The sequence below is a fragment of the Pseudarthrobacter sp. H2 genome (genome assembly GCF_050157045.1).
Lineage (GTDB): Bacteria > Actinomycetota > Actinomycetes > Actinomycetales > Micrococcaceae > Arthrobacter.
On sequence record NZ_CP189594.1, the window covers coordinates 168,088 to 189,083 of the forward strand.

20 protein-coding genes are annotated in these 20,996 nt (G+C 69.4%); 13 read left to right on the forward strand and 7 right to left on the reverse strand.

What is annotated here, in order from left to right:
* Positions 1 to 100: 100 nt before the first annotated feature.
* On the reverse strand, positions 101 to 2,158 hold the full coding sequence (gene acs, locus ACQCSZ_RS00820) for an acetate--CoA ligase (protein ID WP_427006263.1): 2,058 nt from the start codon (positions 2,156 to 2,158) through the stop codon (positions 101 to 103).
* Between the two features lie 442 nt (positions 2,159 to 2,600).
* Between acs and ACQCSZ_RS00825 the strand changes: the two genes are divergently transcribed.
* The 3 genes from ACQCSZ_RS00825 to ACQCSZ_RS00835 are packed head-to-tail and all read left to right on the forward strand — an operon-like array spanning position 2,601 to position 5,463.
* On the forward strand, positions 2,601 to 3,923 hold the full coding sequence (locus ACQCSZ_RS00825; protein WP_427006264.1) for a hypothetical protein: 1,323 nt from the start codon (positions 2,601 to 2,603) through the stop codon (positions 3,921 to 3,923).
* A gap of 8 nt (positions 3,924 to 3,931) precedes the next feature.
* On the forward strand, positions 3,932 to 4,786 hold the full coding sequence (gene nth, locus ACQCSZ_RS00830; protein ID WP_427006265.1) for an endonuclease III: 855 nt from the start codon (positions 3,932 to 3,934) through the stop codon (positions 4,784 to 4,786).
* The gene (locus tag ACQCSZ_RS00835; RefSeq protein WP_427006266.1) at positions 4,783 to 5,463 is read left to right on the forward strand and encodes an NUDIX hydrolase; all 681 of its coding nucleotides are present in this window, start codon (positions 4,783 to 4,785) and stop codon (positions 5,461 to 5,463) included. The genes nth and ACQCSZ_RS00835 overlap by 4 nt, the downstream gene beginning before the upstream one ends.
* Before the next feature lie 76 nt (positions 5,464 to 5,539).
* Here ACQCSZ_RS00835 and ACQCSZ_RS00840 read toward each other — a convergent pair whose 3' ends face one another.
* The gene (locus tag ACQCSZ_RS00840) at positions 5,540 to 5,800 is read right to left on the reverse strand and encodes a YegP family protein (RefSeq protein WP_427006267.1); all 261 of its coding nucleotides are present in this window, start codon (positions 5,798 to 5,800) and stop codon (positions 5,540 to 5,542) included.
* Between the two features lie 138 nt (positions 5,801 to 5,938).
* On the reverse strand, positions 5,939 to 7,663 hold the full coding sequence (locus ACQCSZ_RS00845) for a bifunctional 3'-5' exonuclease/DNA polymerase (RefSeq protein WP_427006268.1): 1,725 nt from the start codon (positions 7,661 to 7,663) through the stop codon (positions 5,939 to 5,941).
* 133 nt (positions 7,664 to 7,796) lie between these two features.
* Between ACQCSZ_RS00845 and ssd the strand changes: the two genes are divergently transcribed.
* From ssd to ACQCSZ_RS00885, 8 genes are all read left to right on the forward strand, one after another.
* Positions 7,797 to 8,891: a septum site-determining protein Ssd gene (ssd, locus tag ACQCSZ_RS00850; RefSeq protein WP_427006269.1), complete on the forward strand. Its 1,095-nt coding sequence runs from the start codon at positions 7,797 to 7,799 to the stop codon at positions 8,889 to 8,891.
* Positions 8,891 to 10,204 carry a TadA family conjugal transfer-associated ATPase gene (locus tag ACQCSZ_RS00855; protein ID WP_427006270.1) on the forward strand — a complete coding sequence of 438 codons (1,314 nt, stop codon included), beginning with the start codon at positions 8,891 to 8,893 and terminating at the stop codon, positions 10,202 to 10,204. The genes ssd and ACQCSZ_RS00855 overlap by 1 nt, the downstream gene beginning before the upstream one ends.
* Positions 10,201 to 11,025, forward strand: coding sequence for a hypothetical protein (locus ACQCSZ_RS00860; protein ID WP_427006271.1), 825 nt, complete (start codon positions 10,201 to 10,203; stop codon positions 11,023 to 11,025). Before ACQCSZ_RS00855 ends, ACQCSZ_RS00860 begins: the two co-directional genes overlap by 4 nt.
* Before the next feature lie 24 nt (positions 11,026 to 11,049).
* Positions 11,050 to 11,664: a type II secretion system F family protein gene (locus ACQCSZ_RS00865; protein ID WP_427006272.1), complete on the forward strand. Its 615-nt coding sequence runs from the start codon at positions 11,050 to 11,052 to the stop codon at positions 11,662 to 11,664.
* Between the two features lie 310 nt (positions 11,665 to 11,974).
* The gene (locus tag ACQCSZ_RS00870) at positions 11,975 to 12,793 is read left to right on the forward strand and encodes a hypothetical protein (protein WP_427006273.1); all 819 of its coding nucleotides are present in this window, start codon (positions 11,975 to 11,977) and stop codon (positions 12,791 to 12,793) included.
* A gap of 299 nt (positions 12,794 to 13,092) precedes the next feature.
* Entirely contained in the window at positions 13,093 to 13,377 is a 285-nt protein-coding gene (locus tag ACQCSZ_RS00875; RefSeq protein WP_427006274.1) for a DUF4244 domain-containing protein, read from the forward strand.
* Positions 13,378 to 13,517: 140 nt separating this feature from the next.
* Positions 13,518 to 13,958 (forward strand): TadE family type IV pilus minor pilin, encoded by a 441-nt coding sequence (locus ACQCSZ_RS00880; RefSeq protein WP_427006275.1) that lies wholly within the window; start codon positions 13,518 to 13,520, stop codon positions 13,956 to 13,958.
* Between the two features lie 74 nt (positions 13,959 to 14,032).
* Positions 14,033 to 14,503 (forward strand): Rv3654c family TadE-like protein, encoded by a 471-nt coding sequence (locus ACQCSZ_RS00885; RefSeq protein ID WP_427008457.1) that lies wholly within the window; start codon positions 14,033 to 14,035, stop codon positions 14,501 to 14,503.
* On the opposite strand, the gene ACQCSZ_RS00890 is transcribed toward ACQCSZ_RS00885, so the two are convergent.
* Together ACQCSZ_RS00890 and ACQCSZ_RS00895 are read right to left on the reverse strand one after the other, a co-directional pair.
* Positions 14,391 to 16,829: a DEAD/DEAH box helicase gene (locus tag ACQCSZ_RS00890; protein WP_427006276.1), complete on the reverse strand. Its 2,439-nt coding sequence runs from the start codon at positions 16,827 to 16,829 to the stop codon at positions 14,391 to 14,393. The two genes, ACQCSZ_RS00885 and ACQCSZ_RS00890, sit on opposite strands and share 113 nt — an antisense overlap.
* 88 nt (positions 16,830 to 16,917) lie before the next feature.
* The gene (locus ACQCSZ_RS00895) at positions 16,918 to 17,610 is read right to left on the reverse strand and encodes a GNAT family N-acetyltransferase (protein ID WP_427006277.1); all 693 of its coding nucleotides are present in this window, start codon (positions 17,608 to 17,610) and stop codon (positions 16,918 to 16,920) included.
* Between the two features lie 349 nt (positions 17,611 to 17,959).
* On the opposite strand from ACQCSZ_RS00895, the gene ACQCSZ_RS00900 reads away from it, so the two are divergent.
* On the forward strand, positions 17,960 to 18,853 hold the full coding sequence (locus ACQCSZ_RS00900; protein ID WP_427006278.1) for a rhodanese-related sulfurtransferase: 894 nt from the start codon (positions 17,960 to 17,962) through the stop codon (positions 18,851 to 18,853).
* Positions 18,854 to 18,902: 49 nt separating this feature from the next.
* Here ACQCSZ_RS00900 and ACQCSZ_RS00905 read toward each other — a convergent pair whose 3' ends face one another.
* Entirely contained in the window at positions 18,903 to 19,448 is a 546-nt protein-coding gene (locus tag ACQCSZ_RS00905; protein WP_427006279.1) for a DUF6023 family protein, read from the reverse strand.
* A gap of 106 nt (positions 19,449 to 19,554) precedes the next feature.
* Complete coding sequence (locus ACQCSZ_RS00910; protein ID WP_427006280.1) at positions 19,555 to 20,013, reverse strand: hypothetical protein; 459 nt, start codon at positions 20,011 to 20,013, stop codon at positions 19,555 to 19,557.
* Between the two features lie 193 nt (positions 20,014 to 20,206).
* Here ACQCSZ_RS00910 and ACQCSZ_RS00915 point away from each other — a divergent pair, with 193 nt between their 5' ends.
* Entirely contained in the window at positions 20,207 to 20,977 is a 771-nt protein-coding gene (locus tag ACQCSZ_RS00915; RefSeq protein WP_427006281.1) for a MerR family transcriptional regulator, read from the forward strand.
* Positions 20,978 to 20,996 lie beyond the last annotated feature (19 nt).

The following is a 20,996-nucleotide window of genomic DNA, read 5'->3' on the forward strand; positions in this document are numbered from 1 at the left end:
GCGCCGCCCCCAAAGTGGGCAGCGCCGCCGTCGACCCGGTCAGTCCAGCCCGGTCAGTCCAGCCCGGGCGGGGCTGGACTGACCGGGCCGACGGCGGCCGTTACTTCTTCAGGGACTGCGCGATCTGGGCCATGACGGTGTTGTCCGCCAGGGTGGTGGCGTCGCCCACGTCGCGGCCTTCGGCGACGTCCTTGAGCAGGCGGCGCATGATCTTGCCGGAGCGGGTCTTGGGCAGTTCGGGGACGACGAGGATGGTCTTGGGCTTGGCGATGGGGCCGATTTCCTTGCCCACGTGGGTGCGGAGTTCCTGGATGATGGTGTCGCCGGTGTCCACGGCGTCGCCGCGGAGGATCACGAACGCGACGACGGCCTGGCCGGTGGTCTCGTCCGCGGCGCCGACGACGGCGGCTTCGGCGACGGAGGGGTGGGAGACGAGGGCGGATTCGATCTCGGTGGTGGAGAGCCGGTGCCCGGAAATGTTCATCACGTCATCGACCCGGCCCAGGAGCCAGATGTCGCCGTCGTCATCTTTCTTGGCGCCGTCGCCGGCGAAGTACATGGTCTCGAAACGGGACCAGTAGGTTTCCTTGAACCGCTCCGGGTCCCCCCAGATGCCGCGCAGCATGGCGGGCCAGGGTTCGCGGATCACCAGGAAGCCGCCGTGGCCGTTGGGCACGGATTCGCCGTTCTCGTCCACGACGTCCGCGGCGATGCCGGGCAGCGGGACCTGGGCGGAGCCGGGCTTGGTGGCCGTGACCCCGGGCAGGGGTGCGATCATCTGCGCGCCGGTTTCGGTCTGCCACCAGGTGTCCACGATCGGTGCGGGGTGCTCTTTCTTTTCGCCGTTCTTGCCGGCGTTGGCTCCGATGACGTCCCGGTACCACATCCAGGCTTCGGGGTTGATGGGTTCGCCCACCGAGCCCAGGACCCGGATCGAGGAGAGGTCGTATTTGGCGGGGATGTCCTGGCCCCACTTCATGAACGTCCGGATGGCGGTCGGCGCGGTGTAGAGGATGGAGACCTTGTACTTTTCGATGATCTCCCACCAGCGGCCCTGGTGCGGGGAGTCCGGGGTGCCCTCGTACATGACCTGCGTGGCGCCGTTGATGAGCGGGGCGTAGGCGACGTAGGAGTGCCCGGTGATCCAGCCGACGTCGGCGGTGCACCAGTACACGTCCGTCTCGGGGTGCAGGTCGAAGACGGCCTTGTGGGTGTAGGCGGTCTGGGCCAGGTAGCCGCCGGTGGTGTGCAGGATGCCCTTGGGCTTGCCCGTGGTGCCGGAGGTGTAGAGGATGAACAGCGGGTGCTCCGAGTCATGCCCGACGGCGGTGTGCTCGTTCGAGGCGGCCCCCACGGTGTCCGCCCACCAGTGGTCCCGGCCCTCGTGCCAGTCCACGTCCGCGCCGTTGCGCTTGACCACCACGACGTTCCGGACGGAGTGGCCGCCGCCGTCCCCTTCATGGGACAGGGCCTCGTCCACGGCGTTCTTGAGCGGGCTGGGCTTGCCGCGGCGGTAGGTGCCGTCGGCGGTGACGACGAGCCTGGCTTCGGCGTCGTCGATCCGGGACCGCAATGCGTCGGCGGAGAAGCCGCCGAAGACCACCGAGTGGATGGCGCCGATCCGGGCGCAGGCCAGCAGGGTGATGACGGCCTCGGGAATCATGGGCAGGTAGACGGCCACCCGGTCGCCCTTGGCCACGCCCAGGGACTCGAAGGCGTTGGCGGCCTTCTTGACCTCCTCGGTCAGCTGCGCGTAGGTGTAGGTGCGGGTGTCGCCCGGTTCGCCCTCGAAGTAGATGGCGACGCGGTCCCCGAGCCCGTTTTCCACGTGCCGGTCCAGTGCGTTGTACGCGGCGTTGACCTCGCCTCCGACGAACCACTTGGCGACGGGCGGCCGGGTCCAGTCCAGCGCCTGCGTGAAGTCCTTGCTCCAGCTCAGCAGCCCGCGGGCCTGCTTCGCCCAGAAAGCGGGGCGGTCGGCGTCGGCCTCGGCGTAGTCGGCGGCGGTGACCACCGCATCCGCCGCGAACCCGGCCGACGGCGCGAACTTGCGGTCCTCGTGGGAGAGGTTTTCGAAGGCGTCGCCCTGATGCGGCGCGTCCGGGGACTGCGGCCCGGTGGGCTGGGTGGTGGTGGAGCCGGGTGTCTGCTGGGACATGGTGAACCTCATCATTCATCGATCCGTGCTGCGCGGGCCGCCGGACCTCCGCCACGCCGGGCCGCGGGCGCGGCACCGGGCAACGGCTGATCGCGGCGGCACCGCCAAGAGCTGTTCCGCACCCAACACTAATGCCTCCGCCGGGCCGGACGTGTGCCCCGTCACAAAGGGCGCCGTGAACGGTGTTTGTTAAGCGGCGAGTGGTGCCCGGGGGCTGGATCCGTCCCGCCGCCACCCCGTCAAGCAGCCTGGCAGGCACCCCTCCCCGCCAAGGATTTTGCGGGCCTGCCCACGGCTTGTCCGCTAGTGATCGGCCATGCACTTGGCTAGGCTGAGGTGAAGTTGTGACATCCGATGGAGGCGACGGGACCACTCGCGGTCCTGATCCTGCCTGCCGTTCGGCGGTGCTGTCCAGCGTGCCGCCACGCTAAGGAGAACCAGAATGAACGAGCAAGTAAACGGGCAGTTGCACCCGCCCGTCCAGAACCACGGGCAGGCCGGACCGGCCGGGGCGGCAGGCTTCGGGGACGCGCCACGTTTCACGGTGGACCGCAAGCCGGGGAAGAAGAACGAGGCCGTTCTGGGGCCTTTCACGGTCCGTGACCTCACCGTGTTCGGCTCCACGCTGATTCTCTTTGTTGCCTCGCTGATTCCGATGTTTGCCGTGCTGTACAACCTGTGGAACCTGGGCAGCCTCTTCTTCCTGGGCCTGGGAATCGTGCTGCCGCTGATCGTTTCCGCCATGTTTGTGGCACGCAGAGTCAGCCCTGGAACGAAGATCCGGATCGGTTCGCTCTCCGTTGACCAGTTCGCCTCGGTGGTGGCCTCCTTCGCGGTCGCCTTCTTCTTCCTTGCCGTGGCCGGTGCGTTTGTGCCGAGCATGCTGGTGGCGCTCGTTGGTGCTCTGGGACTCTTCGCCGCCACCGTGCTGGGGCGGCTGATTCCGTACTTCGCCGGTGACTTCCTGGACCGCGGGGAAACCCCCGCGCACATCGTGGCCCGCGAGGCTGCCGTGCCGGTCCGCAAACCGCAGGCGCCCAAGGCTCCGAAGGCACCGGCCGCAGGCAAGGAACCAGGCAAGGACGCCGGCTCCAACCCGATAGCGGGCTGGGCCAAGCGGCTGAAGCCCGGCGGCCAGGCGCACGCCCGCGGGGACACCCAGAGCGGGCACGAGTTCCACGGCTCTTCTTCGAACGATGCTTCTTCGAATGGGGCGGTGCATGGAGCGGTGCCGATGGCCGTTCCGGGCGCCGCGGCAGCCCAGGCAGCCCAGGCAGCGCCGGCATCGCCCGCCGCGGGTGCCGCGGGCGCCGGCCACGCTCCCGCCTCCGCCTCCAGCGCGCCGGAAACCCAGGCTTCCGGCGTCGTGCCGGCCGCAGCGGCCGGGGCGGCCTCAGCACCGGTGGCGTCAGCGGTGCCGTCCGCTGTTGAAGAGACCCGCGCCGCGGACGTTCCGGCCGGTTCCGGCCATTACGCCCCTACCACCATCAATCCGCAGGTGCGCTCGCAGGAACCGATCGGCGCCACCGTCGACCCCGCGAGCCGGTCCGCGGCGGAGGAGGTCCAGCCGGTCCACGAGGCGTTCTGGTTCGCCGTGGCCCAGCCCCGGACCGCCGTCGACGAGCACACCGGTGCACCGGCGTTCGTCATTGAGCCCGGCGGCTGGGTGCTGGCCCTCGAGGACCGTGGCCACGAATTCCTGGTCCAGCACACCGACGGCCGCGTGGGCGTGCTGCGCGACCTCAGCAACATCGAACGCGGTTAGCCTGACCCATGGCCGCCCAGCCCGGCACCGCGAAAACCGGCAGCGCCGCCGCAGGCACGAAGCCCGCCGTCTTGAGGGCATCCGGGGAGACCCTGCTCGCGCTCAAACGCCGTGCCCGCAGGATCAACAAGGCGCTCGCCGAACAGTATCCGTACGCGCACGCGGAGTTGGATTTCCGCAGCCCGTTCGAACTGGTGGTGGCCACGGTGCTCTCGGCCCAGACGACGGACGTGCTGGTCAACCAGATCACACCCCTGCTGTTCGCCCGCTACCCGGACGCGCGGAGCATGGCCGAGGCGGATCCCGCCGAGATCGAAGCCATCGTCAAACCCACGGGGTTCTTCCGGGCCAAGACCCGGAACCTGATGGCGCTGTGCAACCGGCTCGTGGACGAGTACGACGGCGAGGTGCCGGGACGGTTGGCGGACCTCGTGACGCTGCCCGGCGTCGGACGGAAGACCGCCAATGTCGTGTTGGGAAATGCCTTCGGCATCCCGGGCATCACCGTGGACACCCATTTCGGCAGGCTGGCCAGGCGCTTCGGCTGGACGGATTCGGATGACCCGGTGCGCGTCGAGTCCGACGTCGCCGAATTGTTCGAGCCGACAGACTGGACCATGCTCTCGCACCGCGTGGTGTTCCACGGACGCCGGGTCTGCCATTCGCGCAAGCCGGCGTGCGGGGCCTGTGCGGTCGCCAATTGGTGCCCCAGTTTTGGTGCCGGCGAGACGGATCCGGAAAAGGCGAAGAACCTGCTGAAGTATGAGCTGGCCCCCGGGCAGGAGGCACTGCTGGCTCAACTGCTGGCCGAGACGCACCGCGCCGCCGAGATCCGGATGGAATCGCAGAGGAAGCCACGATGACCGCACGCCAGGACCTGATTGACCTTGTTGCTGCGGTGGAAGCGGGAACAGCGCCCGCGCCGGATCCGCGCTGGCGCAAACTCAGCGTCGCACCCGGCGAACGCATCCGCAGGGCGGCCATTCTGATGCTCTTCGGGCCGCTCGACAGCGTTCCGGCCGCCTCCGTCAAGCTGCTTGCGCCAGCCGATCTGGATGTTCTCCTGCTGCAGCGTGCCCAGACCCTGGAGGACCACCCCGGGCTGGTCGCCTTCCCCGGCGGCGGGATCGACCCCGGGGAATCCGTCATCGAGGCGGCGTTGCGCGAGGGGGAAGAGGAGACCGGGCTGGACCCTGCCGGCGTCGAGGTGCTCGGCATCATGCCGGAACTGGCGCTTCCCCGGGGCAACTTCCTGGTGACGCCCGTCCTGGCCTGGTGGGCCTCCCAGTCGCCCGTCCGGGTGGTGGACTACGGCGAGTCCGCCCAGGTCTTCCGGGTGCCGGTCCGGGATTTGCTGGACCCGGACAACCGGGTCACGGCCACCGTGAGCCGCGCCGGGCAGACGTTCGAAAGCCCCGCGTTCACTGTTAACGGCCTCGTGGTGTGGGGCTTCACCGCGATGATCCTCAGCCAGCTCTTTGAGCAGCTGGGCTGGGCCGTTCCCTGGGACCGTACACGCCGGCACGTGATCGACGTCTGAAAAACCCGGACGTCCGGGGACGGCCGGCGTGTAGGGCCGGCGCACCGGCGTGAAGCCCGGTGCTTGTGCCGGGTTGCTAGCCGGCTGCCAGCCGTGAGGTGCCCCGGAAACCGCGCGGACGCGTCGTCGGCGTGCTGGTCGGGGGCCGGCTCCCGCTGCGGGAGCGGTCCACGACCAGGCCGGTCGCGGCGTTCTCGCGGACGGCATTAATGCCCGCGGCCGCGCCCTTGATGGTGTTGAACAATGGCGAAACGGCCACGACCGTTCCGTCCGCTGCCGTCAGCTTGAAGAAGTAGGACTCTTCTCCAGCCTCGGTGATCTCAAAAATGCCAGCCAAACCGGTCCTCCCCAAAAGTTATGCTTCGTTGCATCGTCCGGCGAAGTGATCTTGACCACCGGCCCTTCGAGGGTATCCGGGGATGCGGCAGGGCACAACACTACCGGCCGGTACGTTACCCGGAGAGTCCGGCGCCCGCTACTTAGCCTCGTCGTAGGAGTCCACCACGGCCACGCTGACCGGGAAGTCCACTGGAATCCTGCCGAACAGCAGCTCCTTGGCGGCCGCCGCGGCCTCCTCGATGGCCCGGATGCAGTCCTGGACGGCCGCAGCGGGGCAGTGGACCATCACCTCGTCGTGCAGGAAGAACACCAGTTCCCCCGCAGGGGCGCCGTCGGCGCGCATGGCACGGAGCCGGCGTCGCAGTTCCGCCAGCCAGCAGGCCGCCCAGTCAGCCGCGGAGCCCTGCACGACGAAGTTGCGGGTGAACCTGCCGCGCGAGCGGGCAAGGGATTCCGCCCGGCGCTGTTCCTCGGCTGTCGTGGATTGCTGGCTCTTCAGCCAGCGGTCCGACGGCGGCGGGCTGCTCCGGCCCAGGCGCGAGGTGACGGTCCTGCCGGCCTCGCCCTCGCGGGCGGCCTGTTCCACGAATCCGACGGCGCGTGGATACGTGCGGGCCAGCTGGGGCATCAGGCGCCCGGACTCTCCCGTGGTGGCACCGTAGATGGCGCCGAGCAGCGCCACCTTCGCCTGGGCCCGGTCACCGCCGAAACCCTGCGCCGCGATGCCGGCGTACAGGTCCTTGTCCCGTGCGGCCTCGGCCATCCTGGAATCCTGGGCCAGCGCCACCAGGACCCGGGGCTCCAGCTGCGAGGCATCGGCGACGATCAGCTTGTAACCCGGATCGGCATGCACCGCGCCTCGGATCTGGCGCGGGATCTGCAGCGCCCCGCCGCCCCGCGACGCCCAGCGGCCGGAGACCACCCCGCCCACCACATACTCGGGCCGGAAGCGGCCGTCCTGCACCCAGGCATCCAGCCACGCCCAGCCGTTGGCGGCGTGCAGCCGGGAGAGCTTCTTGAAGGCCAGCAGCGGCTCGATCGCCGGGTGGGCGGACTCCTTCAGCTCCCACTGCCGGGTGGTCTTCACCTCGATGCCGTTCCGGTGCAGTGCACGCATGAGCTCCTGCGGCGAATCCGGGTTCAGCGCCGGCGTCTGCAGCAGCTGCCGGAGCTCGGCGGTGAGCGCCTCGAGTCTGGCCGGACGGTGGCCCTGCGGCGGGCGGGGGCCGAGGTAGCCGGACAGGATCCGCTCGTGCAGTTCCTCCCGCCAGGGGACACCCGTGTGCTGCATTTCGGCCGCGATCATGGCGCCGGCGGATTCGGCGGCCAGCAGCAGCCGGAGCCGTTGCCTCCGCGTGACATCGGCGCCGGTGTTGGCGGTTGTGCCGGCGTGACCGAGCGCTGCCTGCTGGGCGGCGTATTCGGCGCGGAGCTCCTCGGCCGAATGCCGGGGCGCCGTGCGGAGGCCCGGATCGTCGAACAGCGAGCCCTGGTCGGCCGGCGGGGGAGGCGGCTGGAGGGCGCGCGGCGGCTGCTGGAGCTCATCGTCCTGCGTGACCTTTTCCGCGGCCAGGGCATATGCGGTGTGGGCGGTGAACTCCGAATGGGCCAGGATGGCGCCGCACAGGGTGAGGTCGTAACAGCGTTCCAGCTCCACCCCGGCAGCCAGCAAGGCCGGATACCAGTCCTGGGTGCGGTGCCAGATCCAGCGCGGCCGGCGCTTCTCCAGTTCGCGTACGACGCCGGGCAGCTCGGCGGCGCTGACCGGCTGCGGTTCCGCGCCGGCAGGGCCCGGGGTGCCGGCCGCGGTGAGTTCCTGGATGACTGCGCCGTCGGCATGGGCGGCAAGCAGCAGGTACATAGCTCAATTCTGCCCTGCCTGGCGGGGCGGCTTGTCCACATAGCGCGTGCCGGCCGTTACAGCGCGCTCCGGTGAGGGGCACAGTGGCACCATGAACAGGCGCCAGCGGTCCAGTCCCTTGCGGGAAATTTCATTGTGGGATAGCCCCTTATCGGATCCTCCGCTGGCACCGGGGCCGTGGGTACCCGATGAGTCGCCCGAGACGCTGCTGGTCACCGGGTTCGAGGTGGTCCGCAGCGAAGTGGAACGCGTCGTCGCCGCGGCCGGGGGAGCGCTGCGGACGGTGCCGGACATCATCGAGGCCGCACCGTTCTGGGACACGGCTGCCGCGGTCCTGGTCGGCAGCGACATCCGCGAGCTGCCACCCCGGCGACGGGCCCCGGCGGTACTTGTCGGCCTGAACGGTGACGGGGACAGCCTCTGGCACCTCGCCGCGGCCATCGGGGCCGAGCGGGTTGCCGTGCTGCCCGACGCCTCCTCCTGGCTTGCGGACTACCTGAGCCGATCCCGCGCGCCCGAGGCAGGCGGGCTCGTGCTCGGCATCACCGGCGGCTGCGGCGGTGCAGGAGCCACCACGGCCGCCGTGTGGATTGCCCAGGCCGCGGCGCGGCCCGGTGCGCGGGTCCTCCTGATCGACGGCGATCCCTGGGGCGGCGGCCTTGAACTGGCCCTTGCCGCGGAGGATTCGCCCGGCCTCCGCTGGCCGGACTTTGCCGAAGCGAGCGGCAGCATCGATCCTGGCCAGCTCTCCGAGGCGCTGCCGGAGGCCGGCGGATTCTCCTTCCTGTCCTGGCCCGGCAGCCGGGACCGGCCGGCGGGCGTGGATTCGACCGCCGTGGCCGGGGTCCTTGACGCTGCACGGCGGGGCTACGAGCTGGTGGTGCTGGACATCGGCCGGGGACGTGAGGCCCTGCGTACCTTCGCCTGGGACTGCGACAGGATCGTCGTCGTCGCACCCGCCCGGCTGCGCGCGGCCGTGGCATCGGCCCGGCTGCTGCAGGAGTTGCCCCCGGTGGAAACAGCCCTGGTGATCCGCGGGAAGCCCGGAGCCGGGTTGGACGGGCCGCTCATCGCGGCATCGGTAGGGCTTCCCTTGCACGGGATCATGCCGGAAATCAGGGGCGCCACCCTCGCGACGGAGCTCGGACGCCTCCTGGAAACAGGCCAGCAGCGCAACGTCCGGCGGTTCACCGCCGAAGTCCTTGACCTGAGCGGGGGAGACCGCTGATGAGCGCCCATTCCGCGCTGGGGCCGCCGGAGCCTTCCGGAAGCAGCCTGCGCGCCCAGGGAAGCCGGCCCCGGCCCCGCGGCGTCGTGGACCCGCGCCTGCTGGAATCGGTACGGGAGGCCATCATGGCCGACGCCGGGCCGGTGACCCCTTCCCGGGTTGCCGCCGCGGTCCAGGCCACCGGCAAACTGCTCGGCACCGGGGGTGCACTGGCCGCCGTCGACAGCATCAGCGCTGAACTGAACGGCCTGGGCCCGCTCCAGACGCTCACCCGGGATCCGGCCGTGACGGACATCTTCGTCAACGGTCCGGATTCGGTCTGGCTGGACCGCGGCAGCGGACTGGAAAAGGCTCCTGTCGCCTTCTCCGGCGAAGCGCAGATCCGTGCCCTCGCAGCGCGGCTCGTGGCAGCGGGCGGCCGCCGGCTCGATGACAGTTCCCCGTGCGTGGATGTCCGGCTCGAGGGCGGCTACCGGGTCCACGCTGTGCTGCCCCCGATTTCCACGGCAGGGACTCTCCTGAGCGTGAGGATCCGCCGCCAATCCGTCTTCACCATGGCGGAACTGCGGGACAACGGCATGTTCGGCACGTTTGTCCAGGATGTGCTGGAACGGCTGGTGGAGCGCCGGCTGAGCTTCCTGATAAGCGGCGCGACGGGCTCGGGGAAAACCACCCTGCTCGCCACACTCCTGGGCCTGTGCCGTCCGGGCGAACGGCTCGTCCTGATTGAGGACGCCTCGGAGCTGAACCCCGTCCATCCGCACGTCGTCTCGCTGGAATCCCGGCACGGCAACCTCGAGGGAGGCGGTGCCATCGACCTCGGGGAACTCGTCCGGCAGTCCCTGAGGATGCGCCCGGACCGTCTCATCGTGGGCGAATGCCGGGGAGGGGAAGTCCGCGAACTGCTGACAGCCATGAACACGGGCCACACCGGGGGCGGAGGAACCATCCACGCCAACACGGCGGCCGCAGTGCCGGCACGGCTCACGGCCCTGGGCTCGCTCGCGGGGATGGGCCAGGATGCCGTGCGCCTCCAGGTGGCCAGTGCCATCGACGCCGTCGTCCATGTCGCACGGTCCCGGCACGGGCGGCAGGTGGCCTGCATCGGCGTGATGGCCGACGACGGGACCGGCTTGAGCGTCTCCGCTGCGCTGGAGGTCCTTGACGGCTTCATCCGCCCCGGACCGGCCTGGCCCCAACTGGCGGCCCGCCTCGGCCTGGATCCTTCCTTGCCTGCCGACGCATCGGTGCCGCCCGGGACTTCGATTCCGCGAGGAACGGGCAGCCCCGCGCCGGGCCGGATCCCGCGATGACCGCCGTCCTGCTCGGTGTGCTGGTGCTCGGTGCCTGGCTGGCACTCTCACCCCCCGGATCCCCGGCGCGCCGCGCCCGCACTGCGCTTCCCCCGGACCGGGAGCTGCGCGCGCCGGTGCCGGCGGACCGGTTCCCTAGCCTCCGGCGGCTGCTCGGCAGGGTCCTGCCCGTACGGGCGTCCGGAGACTTGGCCTACGTCCCGATGACGGTGGTGGTCCAGCAATTGGCCGCCCTGTTAACGGGAGGGCGCGCCCCGGCCCGGCTGTGGGATGAACTGTGGCTGCTGTACGCCGGGGACCCCGCGCCGGGCGGACGGCCGGACCACCTCCCGGGGCCCGCGCTTGCCCCAGCCTCCGTGGCGATGCTGGCGGCGACCCGCGCGGCAGCCCTGCGCGGGTCGCCCGTGGCCGAAGCCATCCGCAGTACGGGGGCGGGCACGCCATCCGGCGGCAGTGTCACCGGCACAACGAGCCTCGAACGGAGGGTATGGGGTGAACTGGCGGCGTGCTTCGACATCGCCGAGGCCAGCGGCTGCCCGCTGGCAGACGTGCTGACGCGGTTCGCCGCGCAGTTGGAGGCGGAAGACGACGCCGAAGCCGCCCGCCAGACGGCCCTCGCCGGGCCCCGGGCAACCGTGCGGCTGCTGGGCTGGCTGCCGCTGCTGGGACTGGGACTGGGCATGCTGCTGGGCGTGGATCCCGTCAGGATCCTGCTGGGGACACCGTACGGGATTGCCGCGCTCGCCACGGGTGTGGCGCTGACCGCGGCCGGGCGGATCTGGTCAGCCAGGCTCGTCCGGGCGGCAGCAGGGCCGCAGTGAGCGGGCTTCAGTGAGCGGGCTTCAGTGAGCGCGGCGCTGGCCGGCGCGGCGGTGGCGGCCTGCCTGGCCGGGGCAGCCGTTCTGGCGCTCGCCGATCGTGGCCGGGTGAGCCGGCGGCTCCGGCTCCGGCTCCGGGACCCGGGCCGGCAGGACTCAGGCCGGCAGGACTCGGGGAGGGGCGCGGAGGGGCGACGGCGGGCGAGCAATCCAGGCCTTCGGGACACCGCCATGATGCTTGAACTGATCGGAGCCATGCTGGACGCCGGAGCCGGGCTCGGCCGCTCGCTGGAGCTGGTGGCGGCCCTCGCCTCGGCCGAGCTCAGCCGCCCGCTGGGGCCCGTCGTGTCGGCGCTTGCCATCGGTGCCGACTGGGACACTGCCTGGCGCAGTTCCGAAGTCCGGTCGCCGGAACTCCTTGCCTTGCGGGATGCCCTCGGTTTCGCCGCGCTCACCGGAGCTCCGTCCTCGGCCATCCTGTATGCCCAGGCGGCCCGGATGCGGCGCGCACGGTTCAGGACCGCAGAAAAACGGGCGGCAGCACTGGGCGTGAAGCTGGTGCTGCCCCTGGGTCTGTGTTCCCTGCCCGCCTTCGTGTGCCTCGGCGTTGTCCCCGTACTGCTGGCCATGCTCCCGGCCTGACCGCCCGCCATGTCCGGTCACAATCCCGGTGGCGGCCGACGGCAAAGTCACCCGGTTCAGCCGTTCCTCCGGCAGCGGGTGCCTCCGAACCTCCGGACCTCCCGAACCTCCGGACCTCCGGGTCGGAGGCCGGAGTCAGGCGGGTGGATCGTCATCTTGGGTATTTCCAAGGTTTACTCAAGTCCCCCAGGGCTATTGTGCGGGGAGGAACCATTGCAGTTGGAGCACTGTTCTTGACGTGGAGGGCTGGGCAGAGAACTAACGGCAGGCGTTGGGTATTGATTCAAGGCCGATGTCGGAGGGCCGATGGATGAAGCGATTTCTAGGACTTTGCCTCGCTGCCATGCTGGCACTGGCGTTTCTGGACGCCGCGGCGCTCATTTCCGGTCCGGCAACCGCTGGAGCGCCGGCTTGCCACACCGGAATAGCCGCGCCGGCGGCTTCCAATACCGGGAAGGCGACAGAGGCGGCCACCATCGAGTCGGGGGCGATGGCAGGGTTCAAAGTGTTCACCTCGGGAACGGGAACCGCCCTCGTCTCCTCGGCGTCTTCACCGGCAACGACCTGCGCGGCTTTCCTGCACACGACCACCGACAGCGGATCCGTCGCCAAGATGACCTTCGCACTGGCCGGACCGACGGCCGAAGTCTCTGCAGCCGGGTGGTTCAACATAACTGCTGAGGGCACGGCAGGCAGCAACGTCCCGTATTTCCGATTCTTTGCAGGCGGTGCCCGTATCCTGGATGTCTTCAGGCAAAACGTCTCGCATGAGCTGGTGCTCCGGGTGGCTTCGCCGAAGGGTTTCCTCTACACCACACTGCTGCCAGAGGTTACCCAGGGCACCTGGCACCATCTGGTGATGCGCGTCCTTCCCGACGGTTCAAAAACCGGGGTGCAGATTTGGTGGGACGGGCGGTCCATTTACACGAGCAACAAAGTGAGCATCAACGCGAGCACCGTCGACATGGTCCAGCTGGGATCCGAACACGATCAGCAAACCGGCGATATCTACGTCGACGACGTCACCATCAGCGGCTCCGCGGCCCCCGGCCCGATTCCCGGAACCTTTCCTGCGCCAGCGCCGGATTCCTCGAAGGTGCCAGGCGCCGTCAGCCCGCCCGGGTCATGAGCCGTTAGCTCGAGCGGCCACGACTTGAGCAACACTGTCCGGTCCGTGCCCGGGTGGACCACGGCGCCTTCAGCTTCCCACTGGAAGTCGCTTGAGGGACCGCCCGTAACAGCAGGTTCGCCGGCATGCCTGAAAATCGGCAGCGGCCCTGCGGCGAATGATCCTGCAGTGCTCCTCCACAGGCCCCGCGGGACCTGGCGTTATCCACTTGGCCGGCAACAGGGCTTACCTCCTCCCGCCGGAGACGCGAGAGTCGAAGCAGCCGGCAGCTCCGCCGGATTCCCGTGAAAGGAAAGCACATGACTCCCCGTCAAGATGCCCCCGCAGAGACCTGCGCCGAGCCGGCCGCGCCTGTAACCGCTGAAGTCCGCGAAATCTACCCGGGCGCCCGCAGAGCCACCCCGGTCCAGGCCCGCGAGCACACGAAGGGCCGCCGCTCCGAAGCGGGAATGGCCACAGCAGAGTACGCCATCGCCACCCTGGCCGCCGTGGGGTTTGCCGGGATCCTCGTGTTCATCATGCGCAGCGACGAGGTCCGGGGTGTCCTGCTGAACCTCATCCGCACCGCGCTGGCTCTGCCATGAGGTCCGGCCGGCGACCGGGAGAGGACGGCGAACACGGTGCGCAGGGTGGTCGCGTCCGCGGATGCGCCGCGGCTGCGGTCGTTGGCGCCCCGGACCGGGGTTCCTGGCACCCGGGCTTCCGGGGATCTGCGTCCCGGCCCGTGCCCGACCACGGCGTGGGCCGGATGTGCCGGCGACTCCACTCCTGCCAGGGCGCGGTAACGGCCGAGTTCGCTGTGGCGTTGCCCGCTGTCCTGCTGCTGTTCGGGCTGTTGCTGGCCGGGTCCGCCGCAGGCTTGACGCAATTCCGGCTGGAGGAGGCCGCCAGCGCAGGTGCGAGGGCCCTGGCCCGGGGCGAAGACGCCGCCGCTGTTAACGGGATTGTCCGCCGGCTCGCTGGCGAGTCGGCAACGTCGGCCGTGGACTCCGACGGCGAATGGCTCGCCGTCACGGTCTCCGGCAGGGTCGCCGGAGCTGTCGGTTCGCTGGTTCCGTGGACCCTCACCGCCCGTGCCTGGGCGCGCGGAGAGTCGTCCGATTCGCCGGCCGTGGCGCTGCTGCGCGGACTGCCCGACGTACGGACTTCAGGCCGCGCGGCATGAGCCCCTTCCCGGAGCGCGGCTCAGAACTCGGTTCGGGTACTGTCCTGGCCATGGCGCTTGGACTGGTAGTCATCATGGCGACTGCCGTGATCGTACTGCTGTCGCAATCCGCCGTGACCGCGTACCGGGCCGCGGCCGCCGCTGACCTTGCCGCGCTGGCGGCTGCGGATGCCGCCCGGGGAATCACAGCCGGCGAGCCGTGCTCCGTCGCCGAAGCGGTCGCACGCCGGAACGGCGCACGGATGCTGAGCTGTTCGGAAGGCGCGGGCAGCACGGTACTCGTCCGTACCGAGCTCAGCGCGGGGAGCTGGCTCGGGGCGGCGACCGGACAGGCCCGGGCCGGCCCTCCCCGGGACCCGGCCGGTCCGGCCCCTACCCGTAGGGGCCGGACCGGCCGGCTCCACCGCTGGCATTGGCTGCTTGGCAGGCGGATCAGTACTGGATTGCGGTGGCCGGGCGATCCGCTCGGCCGGCCGTCGACCCGTCCGGCTCCGGCAGCCCGGCCTCATGCTGGCCGGCGCCCATCCTTTCGGTGGCGTCCTTGAGCAGCACCTCGATGAGGGTGACAGCGGCGTCCTTGTCCAGGGGGTTGTTTTTGTTGCCGCACTTGGGCGACTGCACGCAGGACGGGCAGCCGGATTCGCATTCGCAGGCCTTGATCGCGTCGCGCGTGGCGGACAGCCAGACCCGGGCCTTGTCGTAGCCGCGTTCGGCGAACCCGGCACCGCCGGGATGACCGTCGTACACGAAGATGGTCGGCACGCCGGTGTCGGCGTGGATGGCCGTGGATACCCCGCCGATGTCCCAGCGGTCACTGGAGGCCACCAGGGGCAGCAGGCCGATGGCAGCGTGTTCGGCCGCGTGCAGGGCACCGGGGAACTGCGCCTCAATCAGGCCGGCGCCCGTCAGTGACCGGTTGTCCATCACGAACCAGACGGCCTTGGTGAACAGGTCCCTGGCTCCCAACTGCAGCGGTTCTTCACCAAGAATCTCGTTCGAGATCAAGGCCTTGCGTTGGAAGGAGACCACCTGTGTTGTCACTTTCACATCCCCGAAATGCACGGCGACGTCGCCCCACCGGGTCGTGCGGTGTGTTTCCAGCACTTCGATCTGGGTCACGTCCCGGGCCGTGGTGTAGTAATCAGGGTTGGCCCGGCGTACCACCACGCAGTGGTCGTCCTCGTTCAGGTCTTCCACGACGTAGCTATCGCCTTGGTGGACATAGATGGCGCCGGTGTGGGCCTGATAGTGCGTCTGGGGCGAATCCATGGTGCCCAGCAGGGAACCGGTGTCCGCGTCCACGATGCTCACCGGGCCGCCGCCGTCGGCCCTCAGATTCACCATGGCGGCGGCGCTTTGCGGGTGCGTCCAGAACCACCCTGCGGGACGTTTGCGCAGATATCCCTGAGCCACCAGCTGGCCCAGCAGCCTCTCGGCCGTGCCGCCGAACAGCCCAAGTTCCGCTTGCCCCAGCGGAAGTTCAGCGGCGGCGGCGCACAGGTGCGGGCCCAGCACATAAGGATTGGAGGGGTCGAAGACGGTGGCCTCCACCGAGACATCGAAGACCGCCTCGGGGTGGTTCACCAGGTACGTGTCCAGCGGGTCATCGCTCGCCACGAAGGCGGCGATGGCGTCCTGGCCGGCCCGCCCCGCCCGGCCGATCTGCTGGAACAAGGACGCACGGGTGCCGGGCCAGCCGGCCACCAGCACCGCGTCGAGCCCGGAGATGTCGATGCCGAGCTCCAGCGCGGAGGTGCTGGACACGCCGAGCAGTTCGCCGGAGCGCAGCGACTTTTCCAGGGCCCGCCGCTCCTCCGGCAGGTAGCCGGAGCGGTAGGCGGCAACGCGTTGGGGCAGGCTGGGGTCCACTTCGTCCAGGAGCCGCTTGGTGATGGACGAAATCGTCTCGGCCCCGCGGCGGGACTTGATGAAGGCAATGGTCCGGACCCGGGCGGATACGAGATTGGCCAGCAGCTCCGCGGTTTCGGCCACGGCAGTCCGGCGCTCCCTGGCGCCGTTCTCGCCCCGGACCTCGGTCAGCGCGGGCTCCCAGAACGCGACCGTGGTGGAGCCGTGCGGCGAGGCGTCCTCGGACACGGAACGGACCGGCGCCCCGATGAGCCGGCCGAAGGAGGTCTCCGGCTCGGACGCGGTGGCAGACGCGGCGATGAACACGGGCCCGGGATGGGAGGCGCCCGGGCTGTAGTAGGCGCAGATCCGGCGAAGACGGCGCATCAGGTTGGCCACATGGGATCCGAAAACGCCGCGGTAGCTGTGGGCCTCGTCCACGATCACGTAGCGCAGCCGCCGGAAGAACCTGGCCCACCAGGCATGGTTGGGGAGGATCCCGAAGTGCAGCATGTCAGGGTTGGCCAGGATGAAGTTTGCGTGGTCCCGGATCCACCGCCGGGACGCCGGGTCGGTGTCGCCGTCGTACGTCTCGGCCCGGACGGTGGGCAGTTTGAGGGCACGGATGGCGGCCAGCTGGTCTGCCGCCAGGGCCTTGGTGGGGGACAGGTACAGGGTCACGGCGCCGTCGTCGTGGATCTTGCCCGGATCGGCAAGGACCCGCAGCTCGGAACGGTGGATCGCATCCAGTGCAGGCAGCTGGTAGGCCAGTGACTTGCCGGAGGCGGTTCCGGTGGCGATCACCACGTTTTCTCCGGCGTGGGCCAGCTCGGCGGCCTGGATCTGGTGGCGGTACGGCTCGTGGATGCCCAGCGAGCCGTAGGCGTCCACCAGATCGGGATGGGCCCATTCCGGCCACGGCATGTGAAGGGCCTCGCGGGCGGGGATCGTGCGCACATGACGCAGCTGTTCCGGGTCCGGGCCGCGGCCCAGCAACGGAATCAGGGATTCATGCGGGTTCACTTCTACATTGTTTCATCCGGCCCCAAACCGACCGGCCCCAAACCCCGTCACGCAGGCCCGGCCAAACAGCCGTCCGGTGCAAAAGCCTTCAACCCACCGACAGATCCGAGCCTTCGTCGGAGGCGGACAGCATCAGCACGTGGCACACCGTGCTCCATCCCAGGTGTGAGTACAGCTGCTGTCCGTCCAGCGAGGCCAGCAGCAGCCCGGCTTCGACGTCGTGCTCGAAAGCCTGTGCGGCGAGTGCCTTCATGATGAAGCTGCCCAGCCCGCGGCGCTGATACTTCGGCTCCGTCACGATCTTGTCGAAGACGGCCGTGTGGTCGGCGACGAAAAGCTGTCCGCTCGCGGCCAACTCGTCGCCCGCCTGGACGATGGCGTGGTGGACGCCGTTGGCTTTGGAGGTCACCAGGTTGAGGCTTTCATCGGAGAGCCAGGGGTCTTCGGAGTCCTGTGTCTCCATGTCCAGGATCATCATGGTCTGGGATGCCGACGTGACATTCAGCCGGTGTTTCTGCGCGAGGGACACATACCGCGCCACGTCGTTGGTGAGGATGGTGAGGACCCTGGCCGGAACCTCGGCTGTCTTCGCCGCCAGGTCCGCGAACTCGGATTCGGAGGGGTCATGGGCGAAATACACCCATTCGTGGGTCGTGTCCGCACGCAGCGCCGCAGGGAAGCGGCCCTCCTTGCCCGTCTCATAGCCCCGGCAGCCGGCCCAGCCGGTAACCCAGACGTCAAGCAGGTGGGCGGTATCTTCAACCATCGCCTCAAGACTCATGTGATGAGCGTATTCCAGCCCCGCCACAAGCAACAGGGGCCGGGTCCGTGATCCTTTGCTTGCTTAGGCAATTGTGACGGTAACGCCCGGGCTCCGGCACCCGCCGCGGAGGGCCTGCGGCAAAGTGCCTTTCCACAGCGCTGCCCGCGGACTCCCCCAAGCCGCACGGACAACTTTGAACAACCCGGAGCGCCATCGGGGGGTACTTTGGCACGGACACGCCGTGATTTAGCCGCCGCGGTGCCGGGATCGGCTCCAAAGTCCCCCCGGACCGGACCGGACCGGGTCACCCCACCCGGCCCGCCGCCGAGGTCCCGCGCGGCCGGCTGAGGCCAGTACCCTTAAATACGTGGCTTTGAACCGAATTGTGCTCTTTTACGGCTTTACCCCTCTCGCCGACCCGGACGCTATCCGGCTCTGGCAGCGCGCCCTGTGCGAGAAACTCGGGCTGACCGGCCGCATCCTCATCTCCAGGGACGGCATCAATGCGACTGTCGGCGGAGAGATCAGCGCCGTCAAGCAGTACGTCAAGACCACCCGTGAGTACAAGGGCTTCCACGGCATCGACGTGAAATGGTCCGACGGCGGCGCCGCGGACTTCCCGCGTCTGAGCGTCAAGGTCCGCGACGAGATCGTGTCCTTCGGCGCCCCGGGCGAGCTCATCGTGGACGGCAACGGCGTCGTGGGCGGCGGGACGCATCTGCAGCCCGAGGAACTTCACCGGCTCGTGGAGTCCAAGAAGGAAGCCGGCGACGAGGTGGTGTTCTTCGACGGCCGCAACGGCTTCGAGGCCCGGATCGGAAAGTTCAAGGACGCCATCGTCCCCGACGTTGCCACCACCCACGACTTCATCAAGGAGCTCGACTCCGGCAAGTACGACTCACTCAAGGACAAGCCGGTCGTCACTTACTGCACCGGCGGAATCCGCTGCGAAGTGCTTTCCAGCCTCATGGTGAACCGCGGTTTCAAGGAGGTCTACCAGCTCGACGGCGGCATCGTCCGCTACGGCGAGGCCTTCAAGGACCGGGGCCTGTGGGAAGGCTCGCTGTACGTCTTCGACAAGCGGATGCATCTCGAATTCAGCGAGGAGGCCAAGACCATCGGCGAGTGTGTCCGCTGCGCGGCGGCCACGAGCAAGTTTGAGAACTGTTCCAACCCGAGCTGCCGGACCCTCACGCTCTATTGCGCGCAGTGCGCTGCCAGCCCGGAGACGCTGCGCTGCCCCGAGGGCTGCACCGGCTGAGCCGTGCCGCCTGCGCCGTGCTCCAGCCCCAAGCTGTGCCGCTGCGTTCTCAGATCCGGTTTACCCGGTAGGCAAAGTTTGCCGGATTGATTGCTTCCATTGTGACGGTGAGGACCGTATCTGCGGCCAAGGTCACCACATTGACCCTTGACGTCCCGCAGCGCAGGTTCAGATCGATCAGTTCCTCTTCCCCGTTGCGGACGGAAAAGGAGACCCGGGACGTGCTCCGGCAAGCCAGGGTGACTGTGTAGGTGCCGCTGGGAAGCTGCCCGGTGGTCTCGCTCCGTTCGGCGTCCGCAACCAACGATCCGGAGCCGGTGTGGAACACCTGGCCTTCGGCGTTGGGCAGGACCTGTTTGACCCACATGTCCAGCTCCGCTCCGGCAACGGGCTGGCTCAGCGCCGGGTCCTGCGGCAGGGCCGCGCTCGTGGAGGGAGGGGCCGACGCGGCGGCGGTCCCTTCGTCCCGGTCATTGTCTTCGTCCACGTACTCGCATCCGGTCAGCAACGAGCCAAGAAGCAGGGCAACCAGAAGCACGACGGCGGCGGCCGCGGTGCGCTGTCGCGGCACCCACTTTGCCAGGACAGGGGGCATACCCTGACTTTAAGCCAGCCCGGCACGAAAAACCATAGACCCGGACCGCGCCCGCCCTGGGGGCCGGCATCCTGGCCCGCGTCCCGGCCGGCGTCCCAGGAAGCTGCTACTCCGCCGCCAGGTGGTAGGCGTAGATCAGCGGCGGATCCACGCTCTGGGTGCTGATCTGGACAGCGCCGGTCGCCGGCACCGTGATCTTTGCCGTTTCGCGGCTGCCATTGCACGCCGCCCCCGCCTCGGCCAGCTGCTTGCCATCGAGGGAGACTGCGAAGAACGCCTTGCCGCCGCCGTCGCAGCTGACCGTCAGGGTGTAGCTGCCGGCCGGAACACCGGACGCGGCCCTGACGATCGGATCCCGGTTGAGGATCTTGCCCGCATCCGCCAGCACAGTTCCGGTGGCCGCGGGCAGTGCCGTGGCCTGCCAGGCCGGAACATCGGCAGATTCGATGGATCCGGCAGGGGAACATGCGGTCGCGGCCAGGACGACGGCGGCAGCAGCAGCAGCGCCAGCGAGCAACCGCCGCGGCGCGCGCCAGCCCAAAGGGCCAGGGGGAGGGAAAAGCATTCCTCCAACTTACCGCGCGGGGACGGAGGCTCCTGCCCGACCCGGGGGAGGCTCCTGCCTTACCGGGGCGCCGGGCGTCCGGCCGGACGGAGGCTCCGGCGTCGTCTTGACCTTGACGCAACGTCAACCTTTAGAGTCAGGGTATCGGGCCCGCAACGGCGGGCGCCGCACCCGCAACGAGGACGGAGGGGCCGTGGACTGGTCCGTGCAGCAGATCGCGAAGCTCGCCGGCACCACGAGGCGCACCCTGCGCCACTATGACGAGATCGGGCTGCTCAAACCAAGCCGCACCGGCGACAACGGCTACCGCTACTACGGCCACGCCGCGCTGGTCCGGCTGCAGCGGATCCTGCTCCTTCGCGAACTCGGACTCGGACTGCCGGCCATAGCGGAGGTCCTGGACCACGAATCGGATGCGGAAAAGGCGCTGGGCCGCCACCTCGAGTGGCTGCGGCAGGAACAGGACCGGCTTGCCCGGCAGATTGATTCGGTCCGGCGGACCCTTGAGGCAGTGAAAGCAGGAGGAGAGATCATGGCGGAGAAAATGTTCGACGGCTTTGACCACACCCGCTACCGGGAGGAGGTGGAGGACCGCTGGGGCAAGGAGGCGTACGCGAAGGGTGACGCCTGGTGGCGCGGCATGGGGGCCGAAGAGAAGGACGCCTGGAAGCAGCGCTCCCGGCAACTGGGCCGCGACTGGATCGCGGCGGCGCAGTCCGGTGCCGCGGCGGACAGCGACGAGGCGCAGCAACTGGCCCGGCGGCAGGTCGAATGGCTCACCGGGATTCCGGGGACTCCCGCGGCGGCCCACGCCGGAGGCAGCAACAGCGATATCAGGGCGTACGTGACCGGCCTCGGCGAGATGTACGTGGCCGATCCCCGCTTCGCCGCGAACTACGGCGGCGAGTCCGGGGCGGCCCTCGTCCGTGACGCCCTCCGGATCTACGCGGAGCGGCACCTCTAGCCTGACCGTGACCCGGCGG